At 71.6% G+C, this 21,288-nt stretch carries 19 protein-coding genes; 3 read left to right on the top strand and 16 right to left on the bottom strand.

What is annotated here, in order from left to right; all coding sequences use genetic code 11:
* Positions 1 to 395 precede the first annotated feature (395 nt).
* From ACQPXS_RS18745 to ACQPXS_RS18770, 6 genes are all read right to left on the bottom strand, one after another.
* Positions 396 to 893: a DUF5949 family protein gene (locus tag ACQPXS_RS18745; protein ID WP_433450490.1), complete on the bottom strand. Its 498-nt coding sequence runs from the start codon at positions 891 to 893 to the stop codon at positions 396 to 398.
* Positions 894 to 1,017: 124 nt separating this feature from the next.
* Positions 1,018 to 1,299 carry a hypothetical protein gene (locus tag ACQPXS_RS18750; RefSeq protein ID WP_433450491.1) on the bottom strand — a complete coding sequence of 94 codons (282 nt, stop codon included), beginning with the start codon at positions 1,297 to 1,299 and terminating at the stop codon, positions 1,018 to 1,020.
* A gap of 223 nt (positions 1,300 to 1,522) precedes the next feature.
* The gene (locus ACQPXS_RS18755; protein ID WP_433450492.1) at positions 1,523 to 2,059 is read right to left on the bottom strand and encodes a hypothetical protein; all 537 of its coding nucleotides are present in this window, start codon (positions 2,057 to 2,059) and stop codon (positions 1,523 to 1,525) included.
* Between the two features lie 252 nt (positions 2,060 to 2,311).
* A complete protein-coding gene (chpG, locus tag ACQPXS_RS18760; RefSeq protein WP_390681163.1) occupies positions 2,312 to 2,551 on the bottom strand; it encodes a chaplin ChpG in 240 nt (79 codons plus the stop codon).
* Between the two features lie 308 nt (positions 2,552 to 2,859).
* Positions 2,860 to 3,549 (bottom strand): chaplin family protein, encoded by a 690-nt coding sequence (locus tag ACQPXS_RS18765; RefSeq protein WP_433450494.1) that lies wholly within the window; start codon positions 3,547 to 3,549, stop codon positions 2,860 to 2,862.
* 142 nt (positions 3,550 to 3,691) lie between these two features.
* Positions 3,692 to 3,919: a chaplin gene (locus tag ACQPXS_RS18770; RefSeq protein WP_433455858.1), complete on the bottom strand. Its 228-nt coding sequence runs from the start codon at positions 3,917 to 3,919 to the stop codon at positions 3,692 to 3,694.
* Between the two features lie 395 nt (positions 3,920 to 4,314).
* Between ACQPXS_RS18770 and ACQPXS_RS18775 the strand changes: the two genes are divergently transcribed.
* Together ACQPXS_RS18775 and ACQPXS_RS18780 are read left to right on the top strand one after the other, a co-directional pair.
* Positions 4,315 to 4,725, top strand: coding sequence for a rodlin (locus ACQPXS_RS18775; RefSeq protein WP_351808424.1), 411 nt, complete (start codon positions 4,315 to 4,317; stop codon positions 4,723 to 4,725).
* A gap of 162 nt (positions 4,726 to 4,887) precedes the next feature.
* Positions 4,888 to 5,295: a rodlin gene (locus ACQPXS_RS18780; RefSeq protein WP_433450496.1), complete on the top strand. Its 408-nt coding sequence runs from the start codon at positions 4,888 to 4,890 to the stop codon at positions 5,293 to 5,295.
* A gap of 58 nt (positions 5,296 to 5,353) precedes the next feature.
* Here the strand turns inward: ACQPXS_RS18780 and ACQPXS_RS18785 are convergent, their stop codons facing one another.
* The 4 genes from ACQPXS_RS18785 to ACQPXS_RS18800 all read right to left on the bottom strand — a co-directional run bounded on the left by ACQPXS_RS18785 (position 5,354) and on the right by ACQPXS_RS18800 (position 12,671).
* Positions 5,354 to 7,273 (bottom strand): AMP-dependent synthetase/ligase, encoded by a 1,920-nt coding sequence (locus ACQPXS_RS18785; protein ID WP_433450498.1) that lies wholly within the window; start codon positions 7,271 to 7,273, stop codon positions 5,354 to 5,356.
* A gap of 115 nt (positions 7,274 to 7,388) precedes the next feature.
* Positions 7,389 to 9,005 (bottom strand): YfbK domain-containing protein, encoded by a 1,617-nt coding sequence (locus ACQPXS_RS18790; RefSeq protein ID WP_433450500.1) that lies wholly within the window; start codon positions 9,003 to 9,005, stop codon positions 7,389 to 7,391.
* A 163-nt stretch (positions 9,006 to 9,168) separates the two neighbouring features.
* Positions 9,169 to 10,023 (bottom strand): ABC transporter permease, encoded by an 855-nt coding sequence (locus ACQPXS_RS18795; protein ID WP_433450501.1) that lies wholly within the window; start codon positions 10,021 to 10,023, stop codon positions 9,169 to 9,171.
* On the bottom strand, positions 10,020 to 12,671 hold the full coding sequence (locus tag ACQPXS_RS18800) for a CocE/NonD family hydrolase (RefSeq protein WP_433450503.1): 2,652 nt from the start codon (positions 12,669 to 12,671) through the stop codon (positions 10,020 to 10,022). Before ACQPXS_RS18800 ends, ACQPXS_RS18795 begins: the two co-directional genes overlap by 4 nt.
* Before the next feature lie 115 nt (positions 12,672 to 12,786).
* On the opposite strand from ACQPXS_RS18800, the gene ACQPXS_RS18805 reads away from it, so the two are divergent.
* On the top strand, positions 12,787 to 13,197 hold the full coding sequence (locus ACQPXS_RS18805; RefSeq protein WP_433450504.1) for a GNAT family N-acetyltransferase: 411 nt from the start codon (positions 12,787 to 12,789) through the stop codon (positions 13,195 to 13,197).
* 3 nt (positions 13,198 to 13,200) lie between these two features.
* Here the strand turns inward: ACQPXS_RS18805 and ACQPXS_RS18810 are convergent, their stop codons facing one another.
* From ACQPXS_RS18810 to iolC, 6 genes are all read right to left on the bottom strand, one after another.
* Entirely contained in the window at positions 13,201 to 14,664 is a 1,464-nt protein-coding gene (locus tag ACQPXS_RS18810; protein WP_433450506.1) for an APC family permease, read from the bottom strand.
* Between the two features lie 380 nt (positions 14,665 to 15,044).
* Entirely contained in the window at positions 15,045 to 16,547 is a 1,503-nt protein-coding gene (mmsA, locus tag ACQPXS_RS18815) for a CoA-acylating methylmalonate-semialdehyde dehydrogenase (RefSeq protein ID WP_433450507.1), read from the bottom strand.
* A gap of 16 nt (positions 16,548 to 16,563) precedes the next feature.
* Positions 16,564 to 18,441 carry a 3D-(3,5/4)-trihydroxycyclohexane-1,2-dione acylhydrolase (decyclizing) gene (gene iolD / locus ACQPXS_RS18820; protein ID WP_433450509.1) on the bottom strand — a complete coding sequence of 626 codons (1,878 nt, stop codon included), beginning with the start codon at positions 18,439 to 18,441 and terminating at the stop codon, positions 16,564 to 16,566.
* A complete protein-coding gene (iolB, locus tag ACQPXS_RS18825) occupies positions 18,438 to 19,262 on the bottom strand; it encodes a 5-deoxy-glucuronate isomerase (RefSeq protein ID WP_433450511.1) in 825 nt (274 codons plus the stop codon). The genes iolD and iolB overlap by 4 nt, the downstream gene beginning before the upstream one ends.
* 7 nt (positions 19,263 to 19,269) lie before the next feature.
* Positions 19,270 to 20,148, bottom strand: coding sequence for a Cgl0159 family (beta/alpha)8-fold protein (locus tag ACQPXS_RS18830; RefSeq protein ID WP_351808766.1), 879 nt, complete (start codon positions 20,146 to 20,148; stop codon positions 19,270 to 19,272).
* Between the two features lie 65 nt (positions 20,149 to 20,213).
* Entirely contained in the window at positions 20,214 to 21,164 is a 951-nt protein-coding gene (gene iolC / locus ACQPXS_RS18835) for a 5-dehydro-2-deoxygluconokinase (protein ID WP_351808454.1), read from the bottom strand.
* Between the last annotated feature and the right edge of the window lie 124 nt (positions 21,165 to 21,288).

Raw genomic sequence — 21,288 nt, forward strand, 5'->3', positions numbered from 1 at the left:
GAAAGGGCCGGTCCGTGCCGGCCGCCGTGGAGGCGGTCGGCACGGACCGTTCGGGGAAGAGCATGCGGACGGGGAGCTTGTCCCCTTGGCGGCCGTACTCTTTCGCCCGGGATCAGACCGGCTGTCAGACCGTCGTGACCCCTGTGCCACGACGCCCGTGACGGTGGCGGCGGGAGTTCGTCGGGTGGCCGGGTTCATGGCGGGTGCCGTTCCTTTCCGGATTCCATGACCGGCGTTCGTACCGTCCCACGGGCTGCAGGCCGCCCCTCGTTTCAGGATTCGCCCGGGTGCCCGAGCAGCAGGACGGCACAGCCGTCGGCTCGGTCCGGAAGTCCTACCGCCGTGCGGCACCAGGAGCGGCGCGGCCCACGGCTGTCGCCTGCGGTTCTCGCCTTTCAGCCGCGCAGGCTCCGGACCGGCAGGACCACGTGCGCCGCTTGCTTCAGGGTCTCCTCGGAGCCCGCGAAGGCGGCCAGTGCCGCGGGGTCCACATGCCTGCCCGGCACGGCTTCGGGCCAAAGACGGGTGGTGAACACGAAGTAGGCGAAGCCGCGCACGCCGACCGCCTCCAGCCACTCCCGTGGCGCCTGGCACTGGGCCTTGAGCTGCGCCATGCTCACGACGGCCTGCCCCGCCTCGACCAGCAGGCTGACCGGCAAACCGGAGCGCGCGAAACCGTCGACGAGGTCGCCGCCCACGGGCAGTCCGCTGCCCTCCAGCAGCCTTTCAACGGCGGAGGAGGAGGCCTCCGGGCCGCCCTCGGCGTCGCCGAGAGGGTAGGCGAGCAGGTAGGGCATGTCACCGCCGGGAGCCTCCCCGCTCCAGGCCAGCACGACGATCGTGCCCAAGTCGGCGGGGCGGGACGGAAGGGTGGCGCTTGAGGTTGAGGTCACCGCGCGATCGTATCGACGGCCCCGAAGCAGTCCGGCGACGCTTCACTCGACCGGAGCAGCGGCTCGTACCGTCCATACGAACGAGGGACGCCTCTGGGCGCCCCTCGCACATCGCTCAGGTGCGTCAGCTCTGCAACGGCAGGCCGCCCAGCAGCCGGGTGTGCTGGTTCAGTGCACCTGCCACGCCCTTGGCGGTGTGAAGCACGGAGTTCCGCTTCTCCGTGTCCAGCGCGCCCGACTGGTGGTGCAGCGGCATCACGTCGAGGGGGCCTTGGGTGAGCCTGTTCACGGCGCCGTTGAGGCTGGTGGGCGTCACATCGGCAGCGCTTTGGGCGAACGCCGGCGCGGCGGTACCGGCGACGACCACGAATCCGGCAAGAGCGGTGGCGGTTTTCAAGGACTTCATCGAATCCCCTTCTTCGGCGGGTCACTGCATTCGACCGTCTCGGACGCCGTGTCCAACGATTCCCGGCCGGGGTGGAAACCCCGGGTGGTGAAGTACTCCGCAACCCGCCGAGTGCTCATATGAGCCCGGAACAAAAATAAGACCCGAAAAGCGACCGGAAAAAGGAAACAGCCATCGCGCCGTCACGGGCATCCGGCACACCGGCTGTTCGCGGACTGCTTTGTCAGACCCCCGGTACCGAGGGGGTGGGCGTAGGCATGGGCACCGGCAGGCCGCTGCCGCCCAGCACTGCGGTGACGTATTTGTCCAGAGCCGTCTCGACGCCGTCGACCGCCGTGCCGACCTGGCCGGCGTCCCCGGAAGTGGCAGCCCTCCGGAGGGCGTCCAGCGCCTTCCGCAGACCGGCAAGGGCGTCGCCGGCGGCGTCCTCGGCCTGCATTCCGGCCCCGGCCCTCCGGTGGGCGACAGCCTTCTTGGCGGCATTGGCGAGCCGGGTCCTCTCGGCGGCGGAGAGTCGGCCGTCGTCGGCCTTGTGCACGGCGTTGAGCAGACGCGGCTGCGGGTTGAGCACGGTGTCGACGCCGCCGGTGCCGTTGACGCGTGTCATGAGCGCTTTCGCCTTGGGCAGGGACGCAGCGGACACCGCAGGGCCGCGTTCCCGAGCGTTGTCGGCCGCCGTTGCGGCCGGGCCGGTGACGCCGGCCGGGAGTACGGCACCAAGCGCCGTGGACGCGATACGCCGTGCGGACAGACCACGCATGCGAGTTCCTTTCGGTGGGGGGATCCGATCTTGCGACCACCGTTCAACCGCACAGCGGGACGCCCAATCAGTCGGGTACGTGGAGCCGGCCTCCTGCCTCGCGCGTCATCCCTGGTCAGTTGCCCGGATGGGACCGACCCGGCGAACCGCTGTCCCGTCCGGCCGATCAGGTCACCGGGGCACACCGGGGAAAACACGAACCGGCCGCTCTCCTCCTGCGGAGGGCGGCCGGTCGATGCGGTGCTGGCGACGTCAGTGGTTGGTGCAGGTGTTGCCGAACGCCGGGTTCAGCAGACCAATGACGTCGACGGTGTTCCCGCAGACGTTGACCGGTACGTGAACCGGGACCTGGACCACATTGCCCGACAGGACGCCCGGGGAGTTGGTGGCGGCGCCGCTCGCGCCACTGTCGGCGGCGGCGATACCGGCGGCGCCGGCGACGGCCGCGGCGGCGACGGAGGTAAGGACAAGGCCCTTCGCGATACGCGACATGGAGAGGTACTCCTTGGGTTGGAAACAACATCCGGGCGGATGCCCGACGTTGTGTCAACGCGCGGCGGGCGCCAGGGTTGTGCCGCCGAAGGAGTGATGTGAGTGGAGAGCGGTCTCCTCAACTCCCGGCGGTCAAAGCCGCGTTGACGTCAAGTGAGGGCCCCTTCGGCGGACGTGTCCGCCAAAGGGGCCCTTCAGTCGCCACCCGCCCGTGCGGGGGATGTCTTTCGGCCGACCAGCCTTCGCGGCTGTCATGACGGCCGGTCGGCCAAGGGTGCCGGGCGTCCCCGCGCCCGGCACCCGGCACGTCACCGACCGTGTGCGGCCCGGCCTCGCCGGTACAGGATCAGCCCTGCCGCGATCAGCGCGGAGCTGACACCCGCGACCGCCAGCGTGGTCCCGCTGCCGGTGGCCGCCAGGGTGGCGCGGCTGCTGTCACCGATCGCGACGGGCCGCACGGCGGGGGTGTTGGAGCTGTGCTCCTCGGCAGGTACGGGCACCCGGGGGCCCGGCAAGTGAGCAGTGGGTGGAGTGTGCCCGTCATGCTCCGGCGCAGGAGTCTGTGCCTGCCTGGGCGGCGTCGCCACGGACCCCGTGTCCGAGCCGCCGTCCCGGCTGGGCGGCGTCACCACGGAACCCGTGTCCGAGCCGCCGTCCCGGCTGGGCGGCGTCACCACGGAACCCGTGTCCGAGCCGCCGTCCCGGCTGGGCGGCGTCACCACGGAACCCGTGTCGGAGTTGCCGGCTCCGCGGGGGGGCGTCGGTGCGGTCTGCGTGCCCGTGTTCGCCGGGCTGTCACAGGAGTTGCCGAAGGCCGGGTTCAGCAACGCGACGACGTCGACGGTGTTTCCGCAGGCGTTGATCGGCACGTTCACCGGCACCTGCACGGTGTTGCCGGATAGGACACCGGGCGAGCCGCTGGAGGTTCCGTCGGCGTTGGAGTCGGCGAGGGCGGGGCTGCCGTACAGAGACAGAACACTCGTCGCGGCGGCGGCCACGACTACCCCCCTGCTCAGGGTCTGTCGCACTCTTGTTGTCTTCCTGATTGAAGAAATGGGGAATCGACAAGCCGGCCCCGGATCGACGAGCTGTGGTCCGAGGCCGGCGCTGCCGCAGCCGTGCGGCTGGTGCGTTACCTCGTCAGTGGTTGGTGCACGCGGTGCCGAACGCGGGGTTCAGCAGGGCGAGAACGTTGACGCTGTCGCCGCACACGTTGACGGGAACGTGCACGGGAATCTGGATCACGTTGCCGGACAGGACACCCGGGGAGTTGGCGGCGGACCCGTTGGCGCCGGCATCGGCGAAGGCCGGAGCCGCCACGCCCAGAGCCATGATTGCGCCAGCGACGACTGCAGCGCTCCTCTTCATGATTTTCCCTTTCTCTCCGGTCACGCCTCTTTGGCGGCTGACAACCGAGCGAGCACAGTGGCAACGGCTCGCACCATGACCGGCAGTTGTACAACGAGGAATAGACAGCCGGGGAAACTACGGAACATGAGCCGCCTGAGAATTCACCCGAATGCCTTTGCCGAGTTGCACCCCAGGCGCGGAAGGAACAGAAGACAGGATCAGCCGAGTGGTGCGCACACGTAGGTGAGGTCCAGCGGTTGTCGGTTCCGGTTGCCGGACGGGTCCGGCCGCGCATCGCGCTCCGGCAGATTTTCCGGCGTGGGCCATCGGAGTGAATACGAGCAACCAAACAGGCGTCCTGCAGTTGATCAGAGCGCTCCGGTGGACGGGGCTTCTTCAGAAGGGAACAGCACGTGATCAAGAAGGTTCTGGCCACCGCCGCGGTCGCCGCTTCCGTTGTCGGTGCCTCCGCCGCCGTCGCCCCTCAGGCGCTGGCCATCGGCAATGACACAGGCACCACCTCGGCCAGCGGAAACAACGCTTCCCAGTCGTTCGGCAACTCCGCCACGTACGGCACCATGAGCCCGCAGATGGCGCTCGTCCAGGGTTCGCTGAACAAGCCCTGCATCGGGCTGCCCGCCAAGGCCAACCTGGCGTCGCTCGTCGGAGTCGTGCCGGTCGCGGTCCAGGACATCCCCGTTCTGTCCGCGCCGCAGAACCAGCAGTGCGTGGAGAACTCCACCCAGGCCAAGGGCGACGAGCCGCTCTCGCACATCCTGGACGACATCTCCGCCCTGTCCGGCAACGGAACCGGCAACAGCTGAGCAGCACGGCAGGACGCCGTCAGGGCACCACATCCGACGGGGAGGGCGGTCGCATCACCCGGAGTCGCTGGACCGAACTGGGCACATCCCGCGGTCAAGGACGGTGCCGCCGGGTTGGCGATCGTGCGTCTCCCCGGATCAGCCTTTTCGAAAGGGATTGAAATGAAGAAACTGTGGGCAACCGCGGCAGTCGCCGCTTCGGTCGCTGGCATCGCGGCTGCGGCCGCCCCCCAGGCGCTGGCCACCGGCAACGACACCGGGACCACCTCCACCAGCGGCACCGGGGCTTCGCAGACGTTCGGCAACTCCGCGACGTACGGCGACATGAGCCCGCAGCTCTCGCTGATCCAGGGTTCGCTGAACAAGCCCTGTGTGGGGCTGCCCGCCAAGGCCAACGCGGGTTCGCTCGTCGGGGTCGTGCCGGTCGCGGTCCAGGACATCCCCGTTCTGTCCGCGCCGCAGAACCAGCAGTGCGTGGAGAACTCCACCCAGGCCAAGGGCGACGAGCCGCTCTCGCACATCCTGGACGACATCTCCGCCCTATCCGGCAACGGAACCAACAACCGCTGAGCAAGCCCCCCCGAGCGGTGGGTCACCGGTTCCCCCGGTGACCCACCGTTCGCGTGCGCTACGTCCGGTACAGCGCCTCGATCCGCTCGGCGTACGCCTCCGTCACCGCGCGCCGCTTGACCTTCAGAGACGGCGTCAGCAGCCCGTTCTCCTCGGTGAACTCGCCCTCGACGAGCGCGAAGGCACGGATGGACTCGGCGCGCGAGACGGCCTCGTTGGCGTAGTCGACCGCCTTCTGCACCTGCGCGCGCAGCCGTTCGTCACGGACGAGCTCGGACAGCGGGGTGTCCGGCGGCAGTTTCCGCACCGAAAGCCAGTGGGCGAGCGCCTCCGCGTCGAGCGTGATCAGCGCGGCGACGAAGGGGCGGTTGTCGCCGACGACCACGCACTGGCCGACGAGCGCACGGCTGCGCAGCCGGTCCTCCAGAACGGCCGGCGAGACGTTCTTGCCTCCGGAGGTGACGAGGATGTCCTTCTTGCGTCCGGTGATGGTGAGATAGCCGTCCTCGTCCAGCGCGCCGAGGTCACCGGTGGCGAACCACTCGTCCGCGAGTACGGCGTCCGTCGCCTGCCGGTTGTTCCAGTACGATCCGAAGACCACCCCGCCCCTGATCAGCACCTCGCCGTCGTCGGCGATGCGTACGGCGACCCCGGGGATCGGCAGGCCGACCGTGCCGGGACGGGGGCTGAGCGGGGGCACGATGGTGGCGGCGGCGGTGGTCTCGGTCAGGCCGTAGCCCTCGTAGACGACGATGCCGGCCGCGTGGAAGAACAGGTTGAGGTCGCGGTCCAGCGGGGAGCCCCCGCTGATGGCGTACCGCATCCGGCCGCCCAGCTCCTTGCGGATACGGCGGTAGACCAGCAGGTCGTACAGCGCCCAGGCGGCGTACAGACCGGGGCCGGGGCCCTTGCCGGTGCCGAGGAACTTCCTCAGGTACGCCTCGCCGAAGCGGATGGCGATCCGCTCGGCGCGGTCGAAGGAGGCGGCACGGCCGATCTTCTCGGCGGTCGCCCGCCCGGTGTCGTGGATCTTCTCGAAGAGATACGGCACCCCGACCAGGAAGGTGGGCCGGAACTCCTTGAGCGCGGGCCGGAGTTCGTCGGGCTTGACGCTCGGGAAGTGACCGGTCTCGATGCGGGCCAGCAGGCAGGCGAGTTGCAGGGTGCGGCCGAGGATGTGGGCGAGCGGCAGGAAGAGCAGGGTGGAGGCGGTCTGGCCGGTGACGGCCTGGAAGACCGGGTGCAGCAGTTCCACGGTGTTGGCGGCCTCGGCGTGCAGGTTCGAGTGGGTGAGGACGCAGCCCTTGGGCCGGCCGGTGGTGCCGGAGGTGTAGCAGATGGTCGCGATGGTGTCGGGTGTCAACGCGGCGCGGCGCTTGGCGAGTTCGTCGTCGGCGACGGCGGCGCCGAGGTCGGTGAGGTCGGCGAGGGCCCCCGCGTCGAGCTGCCACAGGCGGGGCGGCCGGGGATGGCCGGCGGTGCCGGTGGTGACCGTGGCGGCGTTCTCGGCGGTCTCGGTGACCACGTACCGGGCGCCGGAGTCGCGGACGATCCACTCCACCTGCTCGGCGGACGAGGTGGGGTAGACGGGCACGGACTGGCCGCCGGCCGCCCAGACCGCGAAGTCCAGGACGGTCCACTCGTAGCGGGTGCGGGACATGACCGCGACCCGGCCGCCCGGTTCGAGGCCGGCCGCGATCAGCCCCTTGGCGACGGCGGCGACCTCGGCGGCGAACGCGGCCGCCGTCACCGGACGCCACGCTCCCCGGTCGCGGCGGCGCAGCAGCACCGCGTCCGGGGTCTCGGCCGCGTGCGTGAACGGCAGGTCGGCCATGGAGCCGGTGGCCAGCGGGGGCGCGAGCGGGGCCGCGCGCACCTCGCGGGCCGTGCCGTCGGCGTCCCGGACGATCTCCACCGAGCCGCGCGCCGCCAGGTCGGTGCGCTGCCGTGCCCGTTTCAGATCCTTGCGTACGCCCATGGCGGCTCCCGGCTCGTGCCTGCGAAGGTCCTTGCCGCTGCGCCAACTTACTCACAGGTAAGGAAAGGTCAATGGGTTGCGCACGCTCCCGGGGCGGCGGACCGGCCGGGCGCGGTCAGTCCTCGGGCCCGGTACGGCTCGCCTGGCGGATGGCGTCGGCCAGGCCCCGTACGTCCTCGTCCTCCGTCCGCGCCGCCAGCCCGGCCGCCCGGTCGGCGAGGCGGGTCAGGCCCGGGGCGCCCGGGAGGGCGGGCCCGGCCCGCAGGCCTTCGGCGCGCAGGGCGTCGGCGAAGTAGGCGGCGACCGCGGTGACCTGGAAGCGGGGGCTCGCCTCCCAGACGGAGCCGGCCAGGGCGCCGGTCTCCAGCTGTCCGGCGGCCTCGTGCGGGTCACGGGTGTTCGGGTCGAGCCAGCGGACGGTCGCGGTGGCGAGGTGGCCCTGGGCGCCGGGCCGGGTGTGGACGGCGTACAACGCGGTCACGGTGTGGCCGGGGCCCACCTCGCCGCCGTCGACGTGGTCGTTGCGGAAGTCCTTGTCGGCGACCTTGCGGTCGTCGTAGCCGATGAGCCGGAAGGCGGTGACGGTGTGCGGGTCGAAGGCGACCTGGGCCTTGGCGTCGCGTGCGGTCAGCTCGATGTTCTGCGGGAGTTGCTCGCAGAAGACCGTGCGGGCCTGGCCGGCGTCGGAGACGTAGACGGTGTGGCCGTCGCCCTTGTCGGCGAGGCGTTCCATGAGGGCGTCACCGTAGTCGCTGCCCACGCCCACGCCGAAGAGGGTGATGCCGTGTTCGCGGCGGGCGCCGTCGATGCGGCGCAAGATGGCGTCCGCGCTGGTGTCGCCCTCGTTGGCGAGGGCGTCGGAGACGAGGACGACCCGGTTGGTGGCGCCCTTGCGCAGGCCCTCGACGGCGGTGGCGTATCCCTTCTCGACGCCCGCGCCGAGGTTCGTGGAGTACTGGGGCCGCAGGCCGTCGACGGCGTCGTGCACCTCGCCGCGGTGGCCGCCGAGCCGGGTCATGGGCAGCACGGTCTCGGCGTGCTCGCTGAAGGTGACGAGGGCGACGGAGTCGTCGTCGCGCAGCCGGTCCGTCATGGTGTCCAGGGACCTCCGGGCGAGGTCGAGGCGGCCGGGCTCGCTCATGGAGCCGGAGACGTCGATGACGAAGGTGAGCGCGGCGGGCGGGCGTTGTGCGGTCGGCTCGGCGGACCGGGTGGCGAGGCCGACCCGCACCAGGGACCAGTCGGGGCGGTCGGTGCGGGCGCCGTCGACGGTGACCGTGAAGCCGTTGCCGTCGGGGCGCCGGTAGTCCTGGCGGAAGCTGTTGACGAACTCCTCGGGACGGATGGTGGACGGTTCGGGCCTGCGGCCGTCGGCGAGGGTGCGGCGGGCGTAGGTGTAGGAGGCGGTGTCGACGTCGAGGGCGAAGGTGGACAGCTGTCCGGAGGACCGCTCGGGCGCGGCGTCCTTGGCGCCGCGGCCGGGGCCGGGCGCCGACTGGGCGGCGCCGTTGGACCGGTCGGCCGTGCCGTGCTCGCCCTGGCCCGCCGAACAGGACGTCAGCAACAGGCCCGCGGCGAGCGCGAGGGCGAGCACGGGCAGCGGACGGCGGGCCCTCGGGTGCCGGGGATCCGCATCCGGCCCGGCACCCGTCGTCGCCCGGTCCCCTGTCCGCCGGTCCCCTGTCCGCCGGTCCGCTGCCGGCCGGTCCCCTGTCCACCGCTTCCCTGCCATCTGGCCAACCCCCTAAGCCGGTTGAGAACGACCCGCCGTCGTGCGGCTCGTCTCGACTGTGACGGCGTGGGGGCGTGGAACGTGCGGGCCGGGGTGTTGCGGATGGGTCTCGAAGCGACCACGGCGGCGGGCCGCCGAGACCGGTGGGTGACCCTCCGGTGACCTAGGAGACGATGTCCTTGCGGGAAAAACCCCGGAAGGCCAGGGCGAACAGCACCAGGGCGTACGTTATGGAGATCGCGGTGCCCTGGATCATGCCGGACCACTCCGGGTGCGGCTGGACGGCGTCGGCCCACGCGAACTGCCAGTGCGCGGGCAGGAAGTCCCGCCAGTGGCCGAGCGCGGTCACGGCGTCCAGGACGTTGCCGACGATGGTCAGGCCGACCGCGCCGCCGACCGCGCCCAGCGGGGCGTCGGTCTTCGTCGACAGCCAGAACGCGAGCCCGGCGGTGACCAGTTGGGACACGAAGATGTACGCCACGGTCAGCGCGAGGCGCTGCGTCGCCGTGCCGGTGTCCAGCGCGCCGCCCGTCGGGATCTGCAGCGGTCCCCAGCCGTAGGCCGCCGTGCCGACCGCGAGGGCGACGACCGGGAGCAGGATCATCGCGGCGAGGCTCAGCCCGAGTGCCACGGCCAGCTTGGACCACAGCAGCCGGGCACGCGGCACGGGCGCGGCGAGCAGATAGCGCAGGGAGGACCAGCTGGCCTCCGAGGCGACCGTGTCCCCGCAGAACAGGGCGACCGGGATCACCAGCAGGAAGCCGGCCGAGACGAACAGGTTCACCGCGGCGAAGTTGGCGCCGGACGCGGTGGCCGTGTCCATCAGGGTGATCTGGCCGTTGCGGCCCGACGGGTCGCCGCCGATCGCGAAGGCGATCACCAGCACGAAGGGCAGCAGGCCGAGGACGGCCCCCATGACCAGGGTGCGGCGCCGCTTGAGCTGGCGGACCAGCTCGACCCGCAGGGGCAGGGTGTGCCGGGTCTGGTAACCGGAGGCGACCTCGGTGAGCGTGCTCATGCAGAACCTCCGATCAGGGTGAGGAAGGCGTCTTCCAGGCGGCGGTGCGGGCCGACCGAGGCGACCGGCACCTCCAGCCGCACCAGGTCCGCGACCAGCCGCTCGGCCGTGCCGCCGGGCTCCAGCCGGATCAGCAGCCCGTCGTCGGTGCGCACGGCGGAGGCGACGCCGGGCAGCGCGGCCGCCTTCTCCACGACCGGCTCCTCCACGGGCGTGGCGGTGCCGACCAGCAGCGTGTCGCCGGAGCCGACGATCTCGCCGACGGGGCCGGCCTGGACGAGCCGGCCGCGGTCCATCACCACCAGGTGGGTGCAGGACTGCTCGACCTCGGCGAGGAGATGGCTGGAGACGATCACCGTGCGGCCGCCGGCCGCGTAGCGGATCATCACCTCGCGCATCTCGCGTATCTGGGGCGGGTCGAGGCCGTTGGTGGGCTCGTCGAGGATGAGCAGGTCGGGCAGGCCGAGCATGGCCTGGGCGATGGCTAGGCGCTGGCGCATGCCCTGCGAATAGGTGCGCACCGCGCGGGCGAGTGCGTCGCCGAGCCCGGCGATCTCCAGGGCCTCGTCCAGGTGGGCGTCCTGAGGCGGGCGGCCGGTGGCCTTCCAGTACAGCTCCAGGTTCTCCCGGCCGGACAGGTGCGGCAGGAAGCCCGCGCCCTCCACGAAGGCGCCGACCCGCGACAGCACCGGTGCGCCGGGCCGGATCGCGTGGCCGAAGACGCGGATCTCGCCGTCGTCCGGGGTGATCAGGCCCATCAGCATGCGCAGGGTGGTGGTCTTGCCCGCGCCGTTGGGTCCGAGCAGGCCGAGGACCTGGCCCTTGTCCACCCGGAAGGACAGCTCGCGCACCGCGTACCGGTCGGCGGACTTCGCGTACCGCTTGCTCAGGTCCTTGATGACGAGCGGGACTTCGGCCAGCTCCGGGTCGGGCGCGGGGCCGGCCGTACGCCGGCGGGCGGTGAGCAGCAGGGCGAGCGCGGCCGCCGCGCCGGCCGCCGGCAGCCACCAGACCCAGGCGGGCAGGGGTGCCGCGGCGGTGGTGACGGCGGGGGCGGTCGGCACGCTCAGGTCTCCCCCGAGGGAGACGGTGTACGTGGCCGGGGCGGCCGGTGAGGCGTAGCCGAGGTCGGTGGAGGCGAGGACCAGGCGGAGCCGGTGGCCCTTCTGCACCTCGTGGTCGATGGCCGGGAGGGTGACCGTGACGTCCTTGCCGGCCTTGGCGCCGGTGACCCGGAAGGGGGCGACGAGCTGGGCGGGCAGCACCTGCCGGGTGCCGTCGGGGCCGACGTCGTAGACCTTGCCGAACAGAACGGCGTCGTCGCTGGTCGAGGTGATGTGGAGGGGCACGGTCGGGGTGCCGGTGATCTGCAGGTCGCGGGTGAGCGGCGCCGAGTCGAACGTCGCGTACTGGCCGGGGAAGTCGAGGGAGACGCCGAGGCCGAGCGCGGACAGCTGACCGAGGCCGCCCGAGCCGCCGAGGCCGGGCAGGGCGGAGATCCCAGGCGGGCTGGCGCCGGCCGGGTTGGTGACCCGCTTCCCGGTGCCGCCGGTCAGCGGGATGGCGCGCGGGTGGCTGCGCAGGCCGGGGTAGGTGCCGGCGGTCGCGCCGCGCAGCTGGGCGGTGCCGTCGGTGGAGTTCACGCCTCCGGTGCGGGTGATCCGGAAGGCCGGGCCGGTGCCGGCGCCCTTGTCGCCCTTCAGATACCGGTCGAACCACGCACGCACGCGTGCCTGCACCCGGCCGGTCTCCATGTCCCCGCCGTCATGGCCGCCCGCGATCCAGTCGACGTCCACGGGGGCGCCGTTCGCCCGGATCGCCTTCTGGGCGGCGTCGGACTGGGCGAGGGTGAACAGGGAGTCCGTCTGGCCCTGCAGCAGCAGTGTGGGCACCTTGATGCGGGAGCCGACGGCGGACGGCGAGCGCTCCTGGAGGAGCGCGCGGGCGGCCGCGTCCGGGGTGCCGGACTCGGCGACCCTGTCGTACATCCGGCACAGCGCGGGCTCGAAGCGGGCGCAGCCGCCGCCGGTGTTGACGAAGACGCCGGCCCACAGCTTCTTGAACACGCCGTTCGGGAACAGGGCGTCCGCCAGGTTCCAGTAGGTGATGGCCGGGGCGATGGCGTCGACCCGGTGGTCGTATCCGGCGGCGAGCAGGGAGATCGCGCCGCCGTAGGAGCCGCCGGCCATGCCCACGCGCGGGTCGCCGGGCTTGTCGAGCCGGACCTCGGGCCGCCTCGCCAGCCAGTCGATGAGCCGGGAGACGTCGGCGACCTCGCCCTCGGGGTCGTTGAGCCCGATCTTCCCGGTGGACCTGCCGAAGCCGCGCGCGGACCAGGTCAGGACCGCGTACCCGTCCCGGGCCAGGTCCTCGGCCTGCTGCCGCATGTCGTTCTTGCTGCCCCCGAACCCGTGCGCCAGCAGGACGGCCGGGTGCCGTCCGGCGGTGGCCGGGGTGAAGAACGAGGTGTCCAGGCGGACGCCGTCCACGGCCATGACCTGGTCGGTCCTGTGCACAGGGGGCATGTCACCGGACGCGGCGGCCGTCCAGGTCCCGGCACCGGCCAGCACCACGACTGCGGCCGCGGCGGCGACGAGCCGACGCGGCCTCTTGAGCAGCCCCCGCAGCGAGAGCCGGCGAAGATCCATGGCTCAACGGTACGGGCCGCCACCGACAACCGAGGGAGCCGGTGGGCTGAAACCCCGCCCCTCCCGAGGGAGTACGGGGCCTGCCCGGCGTACACCAGCCGTGGTACGAAGAGCCATGGAGATCCGCAGGGCCACCAGCGCCGCCGAGGTCGCCGCCGCCGGGCACCTGTTCGACAACCCGGTGCGTCCGGAGTGGGCGGAGCGTTTCCTCACCACCGCCGGGCACCATCTGCTGCTGGCGTACGCCGACGGTGGGCCGGTCGGCTTCGTCACCGGGGTCGAGACGGTCCACCCCGACAAGGGCACCGAGATGTTCCTGTACGAGCTGGCGGTCGCCGAGCCGTACCGGCGCCGGGGCATCGGGCGGGCGCTGGTGGAGCGGCTGGCCGCGCTGGCCGGGGAGCGGGGCTGCTACGGCATGTGGGTCGGGGTGGACGCCGGGAACGACGTCGCCCTTGCCGCCTATCGCAGTGCGGGCGGCAAGGAGGACGGGACGTGCACGGTGCTGACGTGGGCCTTCGCCTGAGCGTCAGGCCTGGGCGCCCTCGGCGAGCGGCGCGGCCGTCGCGGCCTGCAGGCCCTCCGCGGCCTGCTCCTCGGTGAGCCGGACGTCCTCCGGGAGGGACACCACCCAGCGGGTCTCGCGGCGCGGGCGGAGGTAGAAGGCCCAGTAGAGGGTGGCGACGGCGGTGATGCCGCCGGTCCACCACAGGTACGACGGGTCCTGCTCGACCAGGATGTAGACGAGGACGGCGATCAGCAGGACCGGCATCGCCGGCCACAGCGGCATCCGCCACGCCTTCCTGCCGCCGTGGGCGCCGCGCCGGGCGAGCAGCGCGGCGATCGCGACCAGCAGGTACAGGCCGGTGACGGCGACGCCGGTGACGCCGTAGAGCGTGTCCAGGTTGACGAAGCAGAGGAAGGCACCGGGGACGCCGACGACGAGGGTGGCGACCCAGGGGGAGCCGAACCGGCCGAGCTTGGCGAGGGCGTTGTTGACCGGGGAGGGCCAGGCCTTGTCGCGGGCGGAGGCGAACAGGACGCGGGAGTTCTGGATGACCATGACGATGCCCGCGTTGATGATCGCGAGGGCGACGCACAGGCTGACGAAGGTGCCGACGGCCGAGTTGCTCCAGGCGATGACCATGCTGGAGATGTCGCCGCCGGTCAGCGTCTTCAGGTCGCCGGCGCCGAGGGTGATCGCCACGACCGGCACCAGGATGACGACGCTGGAGATGGTGAGGGTGGCGAGGACGGTGCGGGCGACGCTGCGGCGCGGGTTCTCCAGCTCCTCGGAGAGGTAGATGGCGGTGGAGAAGCCCTGGGTGGCGAAGAGGGCGATGGCCAGCCCGGAGAGGACCATCGTGGCCGTGACCGCGTTGACGTGGCTGTGCTCGCCGGCCACCTGCAGGGAGCTCACGAGGCTGCCCGCACCGCGGTGGGAGTGGGTGAAGCCGAGGAGGGCGACGAGCCCGGCGGCGACGACCTCCAGGACCAGGAAGATGCCGGTGATCCAGGCGTTGGCGCGCAGGTCCAGCAGACCGGCGAGGGTGGCCGCGAGCATCACGCCGGCGCCCGTCATGGACGGGTCGAGGTGGACGATCGGGGCGAGGTAGTCGGCGGTGCCCATGGCGATGACCGGAGGGACGATCATCACGACGAGCAGCGACATCACGAAGGCCAGCCAGCCGGCGAGCCGTCCGGCGAGGGTGGAGACGATGGCGTACTCGCCGCCCGCGCTGGGGACGAGGGTGCCGAGCTCCGAGTAGCAGAAGGCCACGGGGATACACAGGAGCGCGCCGATGGCGATGCACAGCGCCGTCGCCGTGCCCAGACTGGAGAACAGGTCCGGCACGATCACGAAGAGCGTGGAGGCGGGTGTGACGCAGGACAGCGTCAGCAGGGTGCCGCCGACGACACCGATGGACCGCTTCAGGCCCGGTGAGTGGGCGGGGGCGGTGTCGGCCACGGACTGCGGGAGCGTGTCGGTCATGCGGCGGTTCCGATCGACTTGAGCGGCTGAGGGTGGGGCACGGGAGCGCTATCGCCTCCGGCGGATCGTCGTACGTTCGTCTCGTCCGCTCCCGGCCCGCTTAGGGAACCCCGACGAAAACCACCACGTCAATGGCCGTTTACCTTCGGAATCCGCACTTGCGGAAGGCCTTACGTCACATCACATTCCCAGGCCGCGAAGCTCTATAGAGGCATCCATCAAGCTCTTGGCGAATGTGACCTTGCTTTCCAAGGTGAATAGCGCGAAACCCCTTTGACATCCGTTTCGTCCGGCAGAAACGGGAACCGCAGCGAAGGTGTCAAAAAAATGTCAGGCCGTCCGGAATCCGGACGGCCTGACGAGGGGGTTCTTGCTACGGCTCAGTGGTTGCGTGGGAAGCCCAGGTCCACGCCCGCCGGGGCGTCGGCCGGGTCGGGCCAGCGGGTGGTGACGACCTTGCCGCGGGTGTAGAAGTGCGTGCCGTCGTTGCCGTAGATGTGGTGGTCGCCGAAGAGCGAGTCCTTCCAGCCGCCGAAGGAGTGGTAGCCCACCGGCACCGGGATCGGCACGTTCACGCCGACCATGCCCGCCTCGATCTCCAGCTGGAAGCGGCGGGCCGCGCCGCCGTCCCGGGTGAAGATCGCGGTGCCGTTGCCGAACGGCGAGGCGTTGATGAGCGCCACGCCCTCGTCGTAGGTGTCGACGCGCAGCACGCACAGCACCGGGCCGAAGATCTCGTCCTGGTAGGCCTTGGCGCTCGTCGGCACCTTGTCCAGCAGCGAGATGCCGATCCAGTGGCCGTCCTCGAAGCCCTCGACGGTGTAGCCGGTGCCGTCGAGCACCACCTCGGCGCCCTCGGCCGCGGCGCCGGAGACGTACGACGCCACCTTGTCGCGGTGGGCGGCGGTGATCAGCGGGCCCATCTCGGAGGCCGGGTCGTTGCCGGGACCGATCTTGATCTTCTCGGCGCGCTCGCGGATCTTCTCCACCAGCGTGTCGCCGATCGAGCCCACGGCGACGACCGCCGAGATGGCCATGCAGCGCTCGCCGGCGGAGCCGTAGGCCGCCGAGACCGCCGCGTCGGCGGCCGCGTCCAGGTCGGCGTCCGGCAGCACCAGCATGTGGTTCTTGGCACCGCCCAGGGCCTGCACCCGCTTGCCGTGGGCGGAGGCCGTGGTGTGGATGTAGCGGGCGATCGGGGTGGAGCCGACGAAGGAGACGGCCTTGACGTCCGGGTGCTCCAGCAGGCGGTCGACGGCCACCTTGTCGCCGTGGACGACGTTGAAGACGCCGTCCGGCAGGCCGGCCTCGGCCAGCAGCTCGGCGATCCGGATCGACGCCGACGGGTCCTTCTCGGACGGCTTCAGCACGAACGTGTTGCCGCACGCGATGGCGATCGGGAACATCCACATCGGGACCATCGCCGGGAAGTTGAACGGCGTGATGCCGGCGACGACACCGAGCGGCTGGCGGATCGAGGAGACGTCGACGCGGCTCGCGACCTGCGTGGACAGCTCGCCCTTCAGCTGGACGCTGATGCCGCACGCGAGGTCGACGATCTCCAGGCCGCGCGCGACCTCGCCGAGCGCATCGGAGTGCACCTTGCCGTGCTCGGCGGTGATCAGCTCGGCGATCTCGTCGCGGTGGGCGTCGAGCAGCGCACGGAACCGGAAGAGGATGGTCGTGCGCTGGGCCAGGGAGGAATGGCCCCAGGTGGTGAAGGCGTCCTTGGCCGCCGCGACGGCCGAGTCCACCTCCTCCACCGACGCGAACGCGACCTTGGTGGTGACCGCGCCGGTCGCCGGGTCGGTGACCGGCCCGTACGTGCCCGACGCGCCTTCGACGGTCTTCCCGCCGATCCAGTGGTTGACGATCTTCGTCATGCCCAGAGACTCCTTATTACAGATGGCGGCGTCGGGTCGAGACGTGCCGTTCGTACAGCTCTCGTGCCTTGACCGCGGACGGTCGGGTCGCGGTCTCGGCCACAGGAACATCCCACCAGGCCTGCGCCGGAGGCGCGCCCGACACAGTGTCGGACGTTTCGGTCTCCACGTAGACACATGTGGGAGTGTCGGCGGCGCGCGCCTCGGCGAGCGCCTCGCGCAGGTCGCGTACGGTCTTCGCGCGCAGCACCCGCATGCCCAGGCTGGCCGCGTTGGCGGCGAGGTCGACCGGCAGCGGGGCGCCGGTGAACGTGCCGTCCCCGGCCTGGAACCGGTAGGCGGTGCCGAACCGCTCGCCGCCGACCGACTCCGAGAGCCCGCCGATGGACGCGTACCCGTGGTTCTGCACCAGCAGGATCTTGATCGCGACGCCCTCCTGCACGGCCGTCACGATCTCCGTCGGCATCATCAGATACGTGCCGTCGCCGACCAGCGCCCACACGTTCCGCTCCGGTGCGGCCAGCTTCACGCCGAGCGCCGCCGGGATCTCGTAGCCCATGCAGGAGTAGCCGTACTCCAGGTGGTACTGGTCCACCGACCGCGCCCGCCACAGCTTGTGCAGGTCGCCGGGGAGCGAACCGGCCGCGTTGATGATGACGTCCGACTCGTCCACCAGGGCGTCCAACGCGCCGATGACCTGCGGCTGGGTGGGCCGCACGTCGATCTCCTCGGCCTCGAAGCAGGCGTCGACGCGCTGCTCCCAGCGCTCCTTGTCCTCGGTGTACTCGGTGACGTACGACTCCGCCACCTTGTGCCCGTGCATCACCAGTGCCTCGGTCAGCTCGCCCAGTCCGCTGCGGGCGTCGGCGACCAGCGGGAGCCCGGACAGCTTGTGACCGTCGTACGGCGCGATGTTGAGGTTGAGGAAGCGGACGTCCGGGTTCTCGAAGAGGGTGCCGGAGGCGGTGGTGAAGTCGGTGTACCGGGTGCCGACGCCGATCACCAGGTCGGCGGTGCGGGCCAGCTCGTCGGCGGTCGCGGTGCCGGTGTGGCCGACCCCGCCGACGTCCTGCGGGTGGTCGTAGCGCAGGGAGCCCTTGCCGGCCTGGGTGGAGGCGACCGGGATGCGGGTCGCCGCCGCGAACTCGGCGAGCGCCAGCTCGGCACGGCTGTGGTGGACTCCGCCGCCCGCGATGACCAGCGGCCTGCGGGCCTCCCGGATCGCCCGGACCGCCTCGGCCAGCTCGGTCGGGTCCGCGCCCGGCCGTCGTACCGTCCACACGCGCGTCGAGAAGAACTCCTCCGGCCAGTCGAAGGCCTCGGCCTGCACGTCCTGCGGCAGCGCGAGGGTGACCGCGCCGGTCTCCACGGGGTCGGTGAGGACCCGCATGGCCTGCAGGGCGCTCGGGATCAGGGCTTCCGGGCGGGTGACGCGGTCGAAGTACTTCGACACCGGGCGCAGGGTGTCGTTGACCGACACATCGCCGGCGTACGGCACCTCCAGCTGCTGCAGGACCGGGTCGGCGGGGCGGGCGGCGAAGACGTCACCGGGCAGGAGCAGGACCGGGAGGTGGTTGATGGTCGCGAGGGCGGCGCCGGTGACCAGGTTGGTGGCACCGGGGCCGATCGACGTCGTCACCGCGTGCGTGGACAGGCGGTTCGACTGGCGGGCGTAGCCGACGGCGGCGTGCACCATGGACTGTTCGTTGCGGCCCTGGTGGTACGGCATGACGTCGGCGTACTCGACCAGCGCCTGGCCGAGCCCGGCGACATTGCCGTGCCCGAAGATCCCCCAGGTGGCGCCGATCAGCCGCTGCCGTGCGCCGTCGCGTTCGGTGTACTGGGCGGCGAGGAAACGGACCAGCGCCTGCGCGACGGTCAGTCGGATGGTCATCGGTATCCCCCTGTGCTCTCTACGTGATCCGGGTGGAAGCAGATCCGCCACTCCCGGGTCTCGCCCGGTCCCGCCATGACGTTCAGGTAGTACATGTCGTGCCCGGGCTGGGCGATGGACGGGCCGTGCCAGCCGTCGGGGACGAGGACGGCGTCGCCGGAGCGGACCTCGGCGAGGACGTCCGAGCCGCCCTCACGCGAGGGGAACACGCGCTGGTAGCCCAGTCCGTTCGGGCCGTCGATCTCGAAGTAGTAGATCTCCTCCAGCTCGGACTCCTCGCCCGGCCGGTGCTCGTCGTGCTTGTGCGGCGGGTACGACGACCAGTTGCCGCCGGGGGTGATCACCTCGACGGCGATCAGCCTGTCGCAGTCGAAGGAGTCCGCGGAGGCGAAGTTGCGCACCCGGCGGGCGCAGGTGCCGCTGCCGCGCTCCTCGACGGGGACCTCCGGCGCGGGGCCGTAGCGGGCGGGGAGTCGTCGCTCGCACTTCGCTCCTGCCAGGGCGAAGCGGCCTCCCGCGCCGGAGGCGATCTGGACCCGGGCGTCCCGGGGAACGTACGCGAAGTCGGAGACGTCCGCGAACACGCTCTCCCGGCCCGAGAGTTGGAACTCGTTCTCCGCGATTCGCACGGTACATCCGCCTTCCAGCGGAAGCACGATCCACTCGCTGTCCCCGGTGGTGAACGTATGGCTGCCGCCGGGCGCCAGTTCGACCACGCGCAGGCTGCTGTGTGTCCAGCCGGCCAACTTGGGGTCGATGTCGACGGCGTACTGGGCGTTCGCGGTGGCGCCCCCGGGCAGATGCAGATCGGTGCTGGTCATGCGGCCCTCACAGCAGTCCTACGGCGGTGTCCACGGCGGCGGCCACATCGCCGTCCGCCGGGTACAGCAGCGAGCGGCCGACCACCAGGCCGCGCACGGTGGGGAGTTGCAGCGCGCCGCGCCACTTCTCGTAGGCGGCGACCTGGTCCTCGGGCGAGTCGCCGATGTCGCCGCCGAGCAGCACGGCCGGCAGGGTGGAGGTCTCCATGACCCGGGCCATGTCGTCGGGGTTGTCGGTGACGGGCACCTTCAGCCAGGTGTAGGCGGAGGAGCCGCCGAGGCCGGAGGCGATGGCGATGGACCGGGTGACCGCCTCGGCGGACAGGTCGTTCCTCACCTTGCCCTCGGGGGTGCGGTGGCTGATGAACGGCTCGACGAACACCGGCAGCCGGCGCGCGGCCATGTCGTCGATGGCGCGGGCGGTGGACTCCAGGGTGGTCAGCGAGCCGGGATCGTCGTAGTCGATGCGCAGCAGCAGCTTGCCCGCGTCGAAGCCGAGCCGCTGGAGGTCCTCGGGGCGGTGGCCGGTGAAGCGGTCGTCCAGTTCGAAGCTGGCGCCCTGCAGTCCGCCCCGGTTCATGGAGCCCATGACCACCTTGTGGTCGAGGGCGCCGAGCAGGAGCAGGTCGTCCAGGATGTCGGCGGTGGCGAGGACGCCGTCGACGCCGGGCCGGGACAGCGCCAGGCACAGCCGTTCCAACAGGTCGGCGCGGTTGGCCATGGCGAGCCTGCGGTCGCCGACGCCGAGGGCGCCCCGGGCGGGGTGGTCGGCGGCGACGATCATCAGCCTGCCGTTCTCGTTGAGGAGCGGCCTGCGGGCGCGGCGGGTGGCGGCCTCGGCGATCGCCTCGGGGTGGTGGGTGCGGACGCGGACGAGTTCGGCCACGTCGACACGGGGGCGCCGGCCGGCGTCCCCGCCCTCGGTGTGCGTGCCCGCGACCCGGCCCGCCCTCACAGCACCGCTCCGGCGTCGAGCGCGGCGGCCACCTCGTCCGGGGTGGGCATCGCGGAGGAGCACTCCAGGCGGGAGGCGACGATGGCGCCGGCCGCGTTGGCGTGCCGCATGATCGTCTCCAGGTCCCAGCCTTCGAGCAGGCCGTGGCACAGGGAGCCGCCGAAGGCGTCTCCGGCGCCGAGGCCGTTGAGGACGGTGACGGGCAGGGGCGGCACCTCGGCGGACTCACCCGAAGAGCCGACCGCGAGGACACCCTTGGGCCCCTGTTTGACGACGGCGATCTCGACCCCGGCGTCGAGCAGCGCGCGGGCGGCCGCATGCGGATCGCGTACGCCGGTGGCGATCTCCACCTCGTCCAGGTTGCCGACGGCGACCGTGGTGTGGCGCAGGGCCTCGGCGTAGAAGGGGCGGGCCGCGTCCGGGTCCTTCCAGAACATGGGCCGCCAGTCCAGATCGAAGACGGTGGTGCCCGCCTTGGCCCGGTGGGCGAGGGCCGCGAGGGTGGCCGTTCGGCTGGGCTCCTCGCTCAGGCCGGTGCCGGTCATCCAGAAGATACGGGCGGCGCGGATCGCGTCGAGATCGAGCTCATGGGCGTCGATCTCCAGGTCGGGCGCCTTGGGCTGCCGGTAGAAGTACAGCGGGAAGTCGTCCGGCGGGAAGACCTCGCAGAAGGTGACCGGGGTCGGCAGCCCCTGGACCGGGGTGACCCAGCGGTCGTCGACGCCGAAGCCGCGCAGCGCCTCGTGCAGATACACGCCGAACGGGTCGTCGCCCGTGCGGGTGATCACGGCGGTGTGCCGGCCGAGCCGGGCCGCGGCGACCGCGACGTTCGTCGCCGACCCGCCGAGGAACTTGCCGAAGGACGACACCTGGGCGAGCGGGACGCCGGTCTGCAGCGGGTAGAGGTCCACTCCGATCCGCCCCATGGTGATCAGGTCGTAGGCCATCGGCTTCCCTTCGTCATGACTCTCCCCGGCTTTCTAGTCCCGTACGGCGAACCCTGTCAATGTTTTGTCCAGACATTCGGACCAGCTCTTGACATCGCTTTCCGGACACCCGCAGGCTGACGCC

Origin of the sequence: Streptomyces sp. CA-142005 (assembly GCF_050942335.1) — a bacterium.
Taxonomy (GTDB): Bacteria; Actinomycetota; Actinomycetes; order Streptomycetales; family Streptomycetaceae; genus Streptomyces.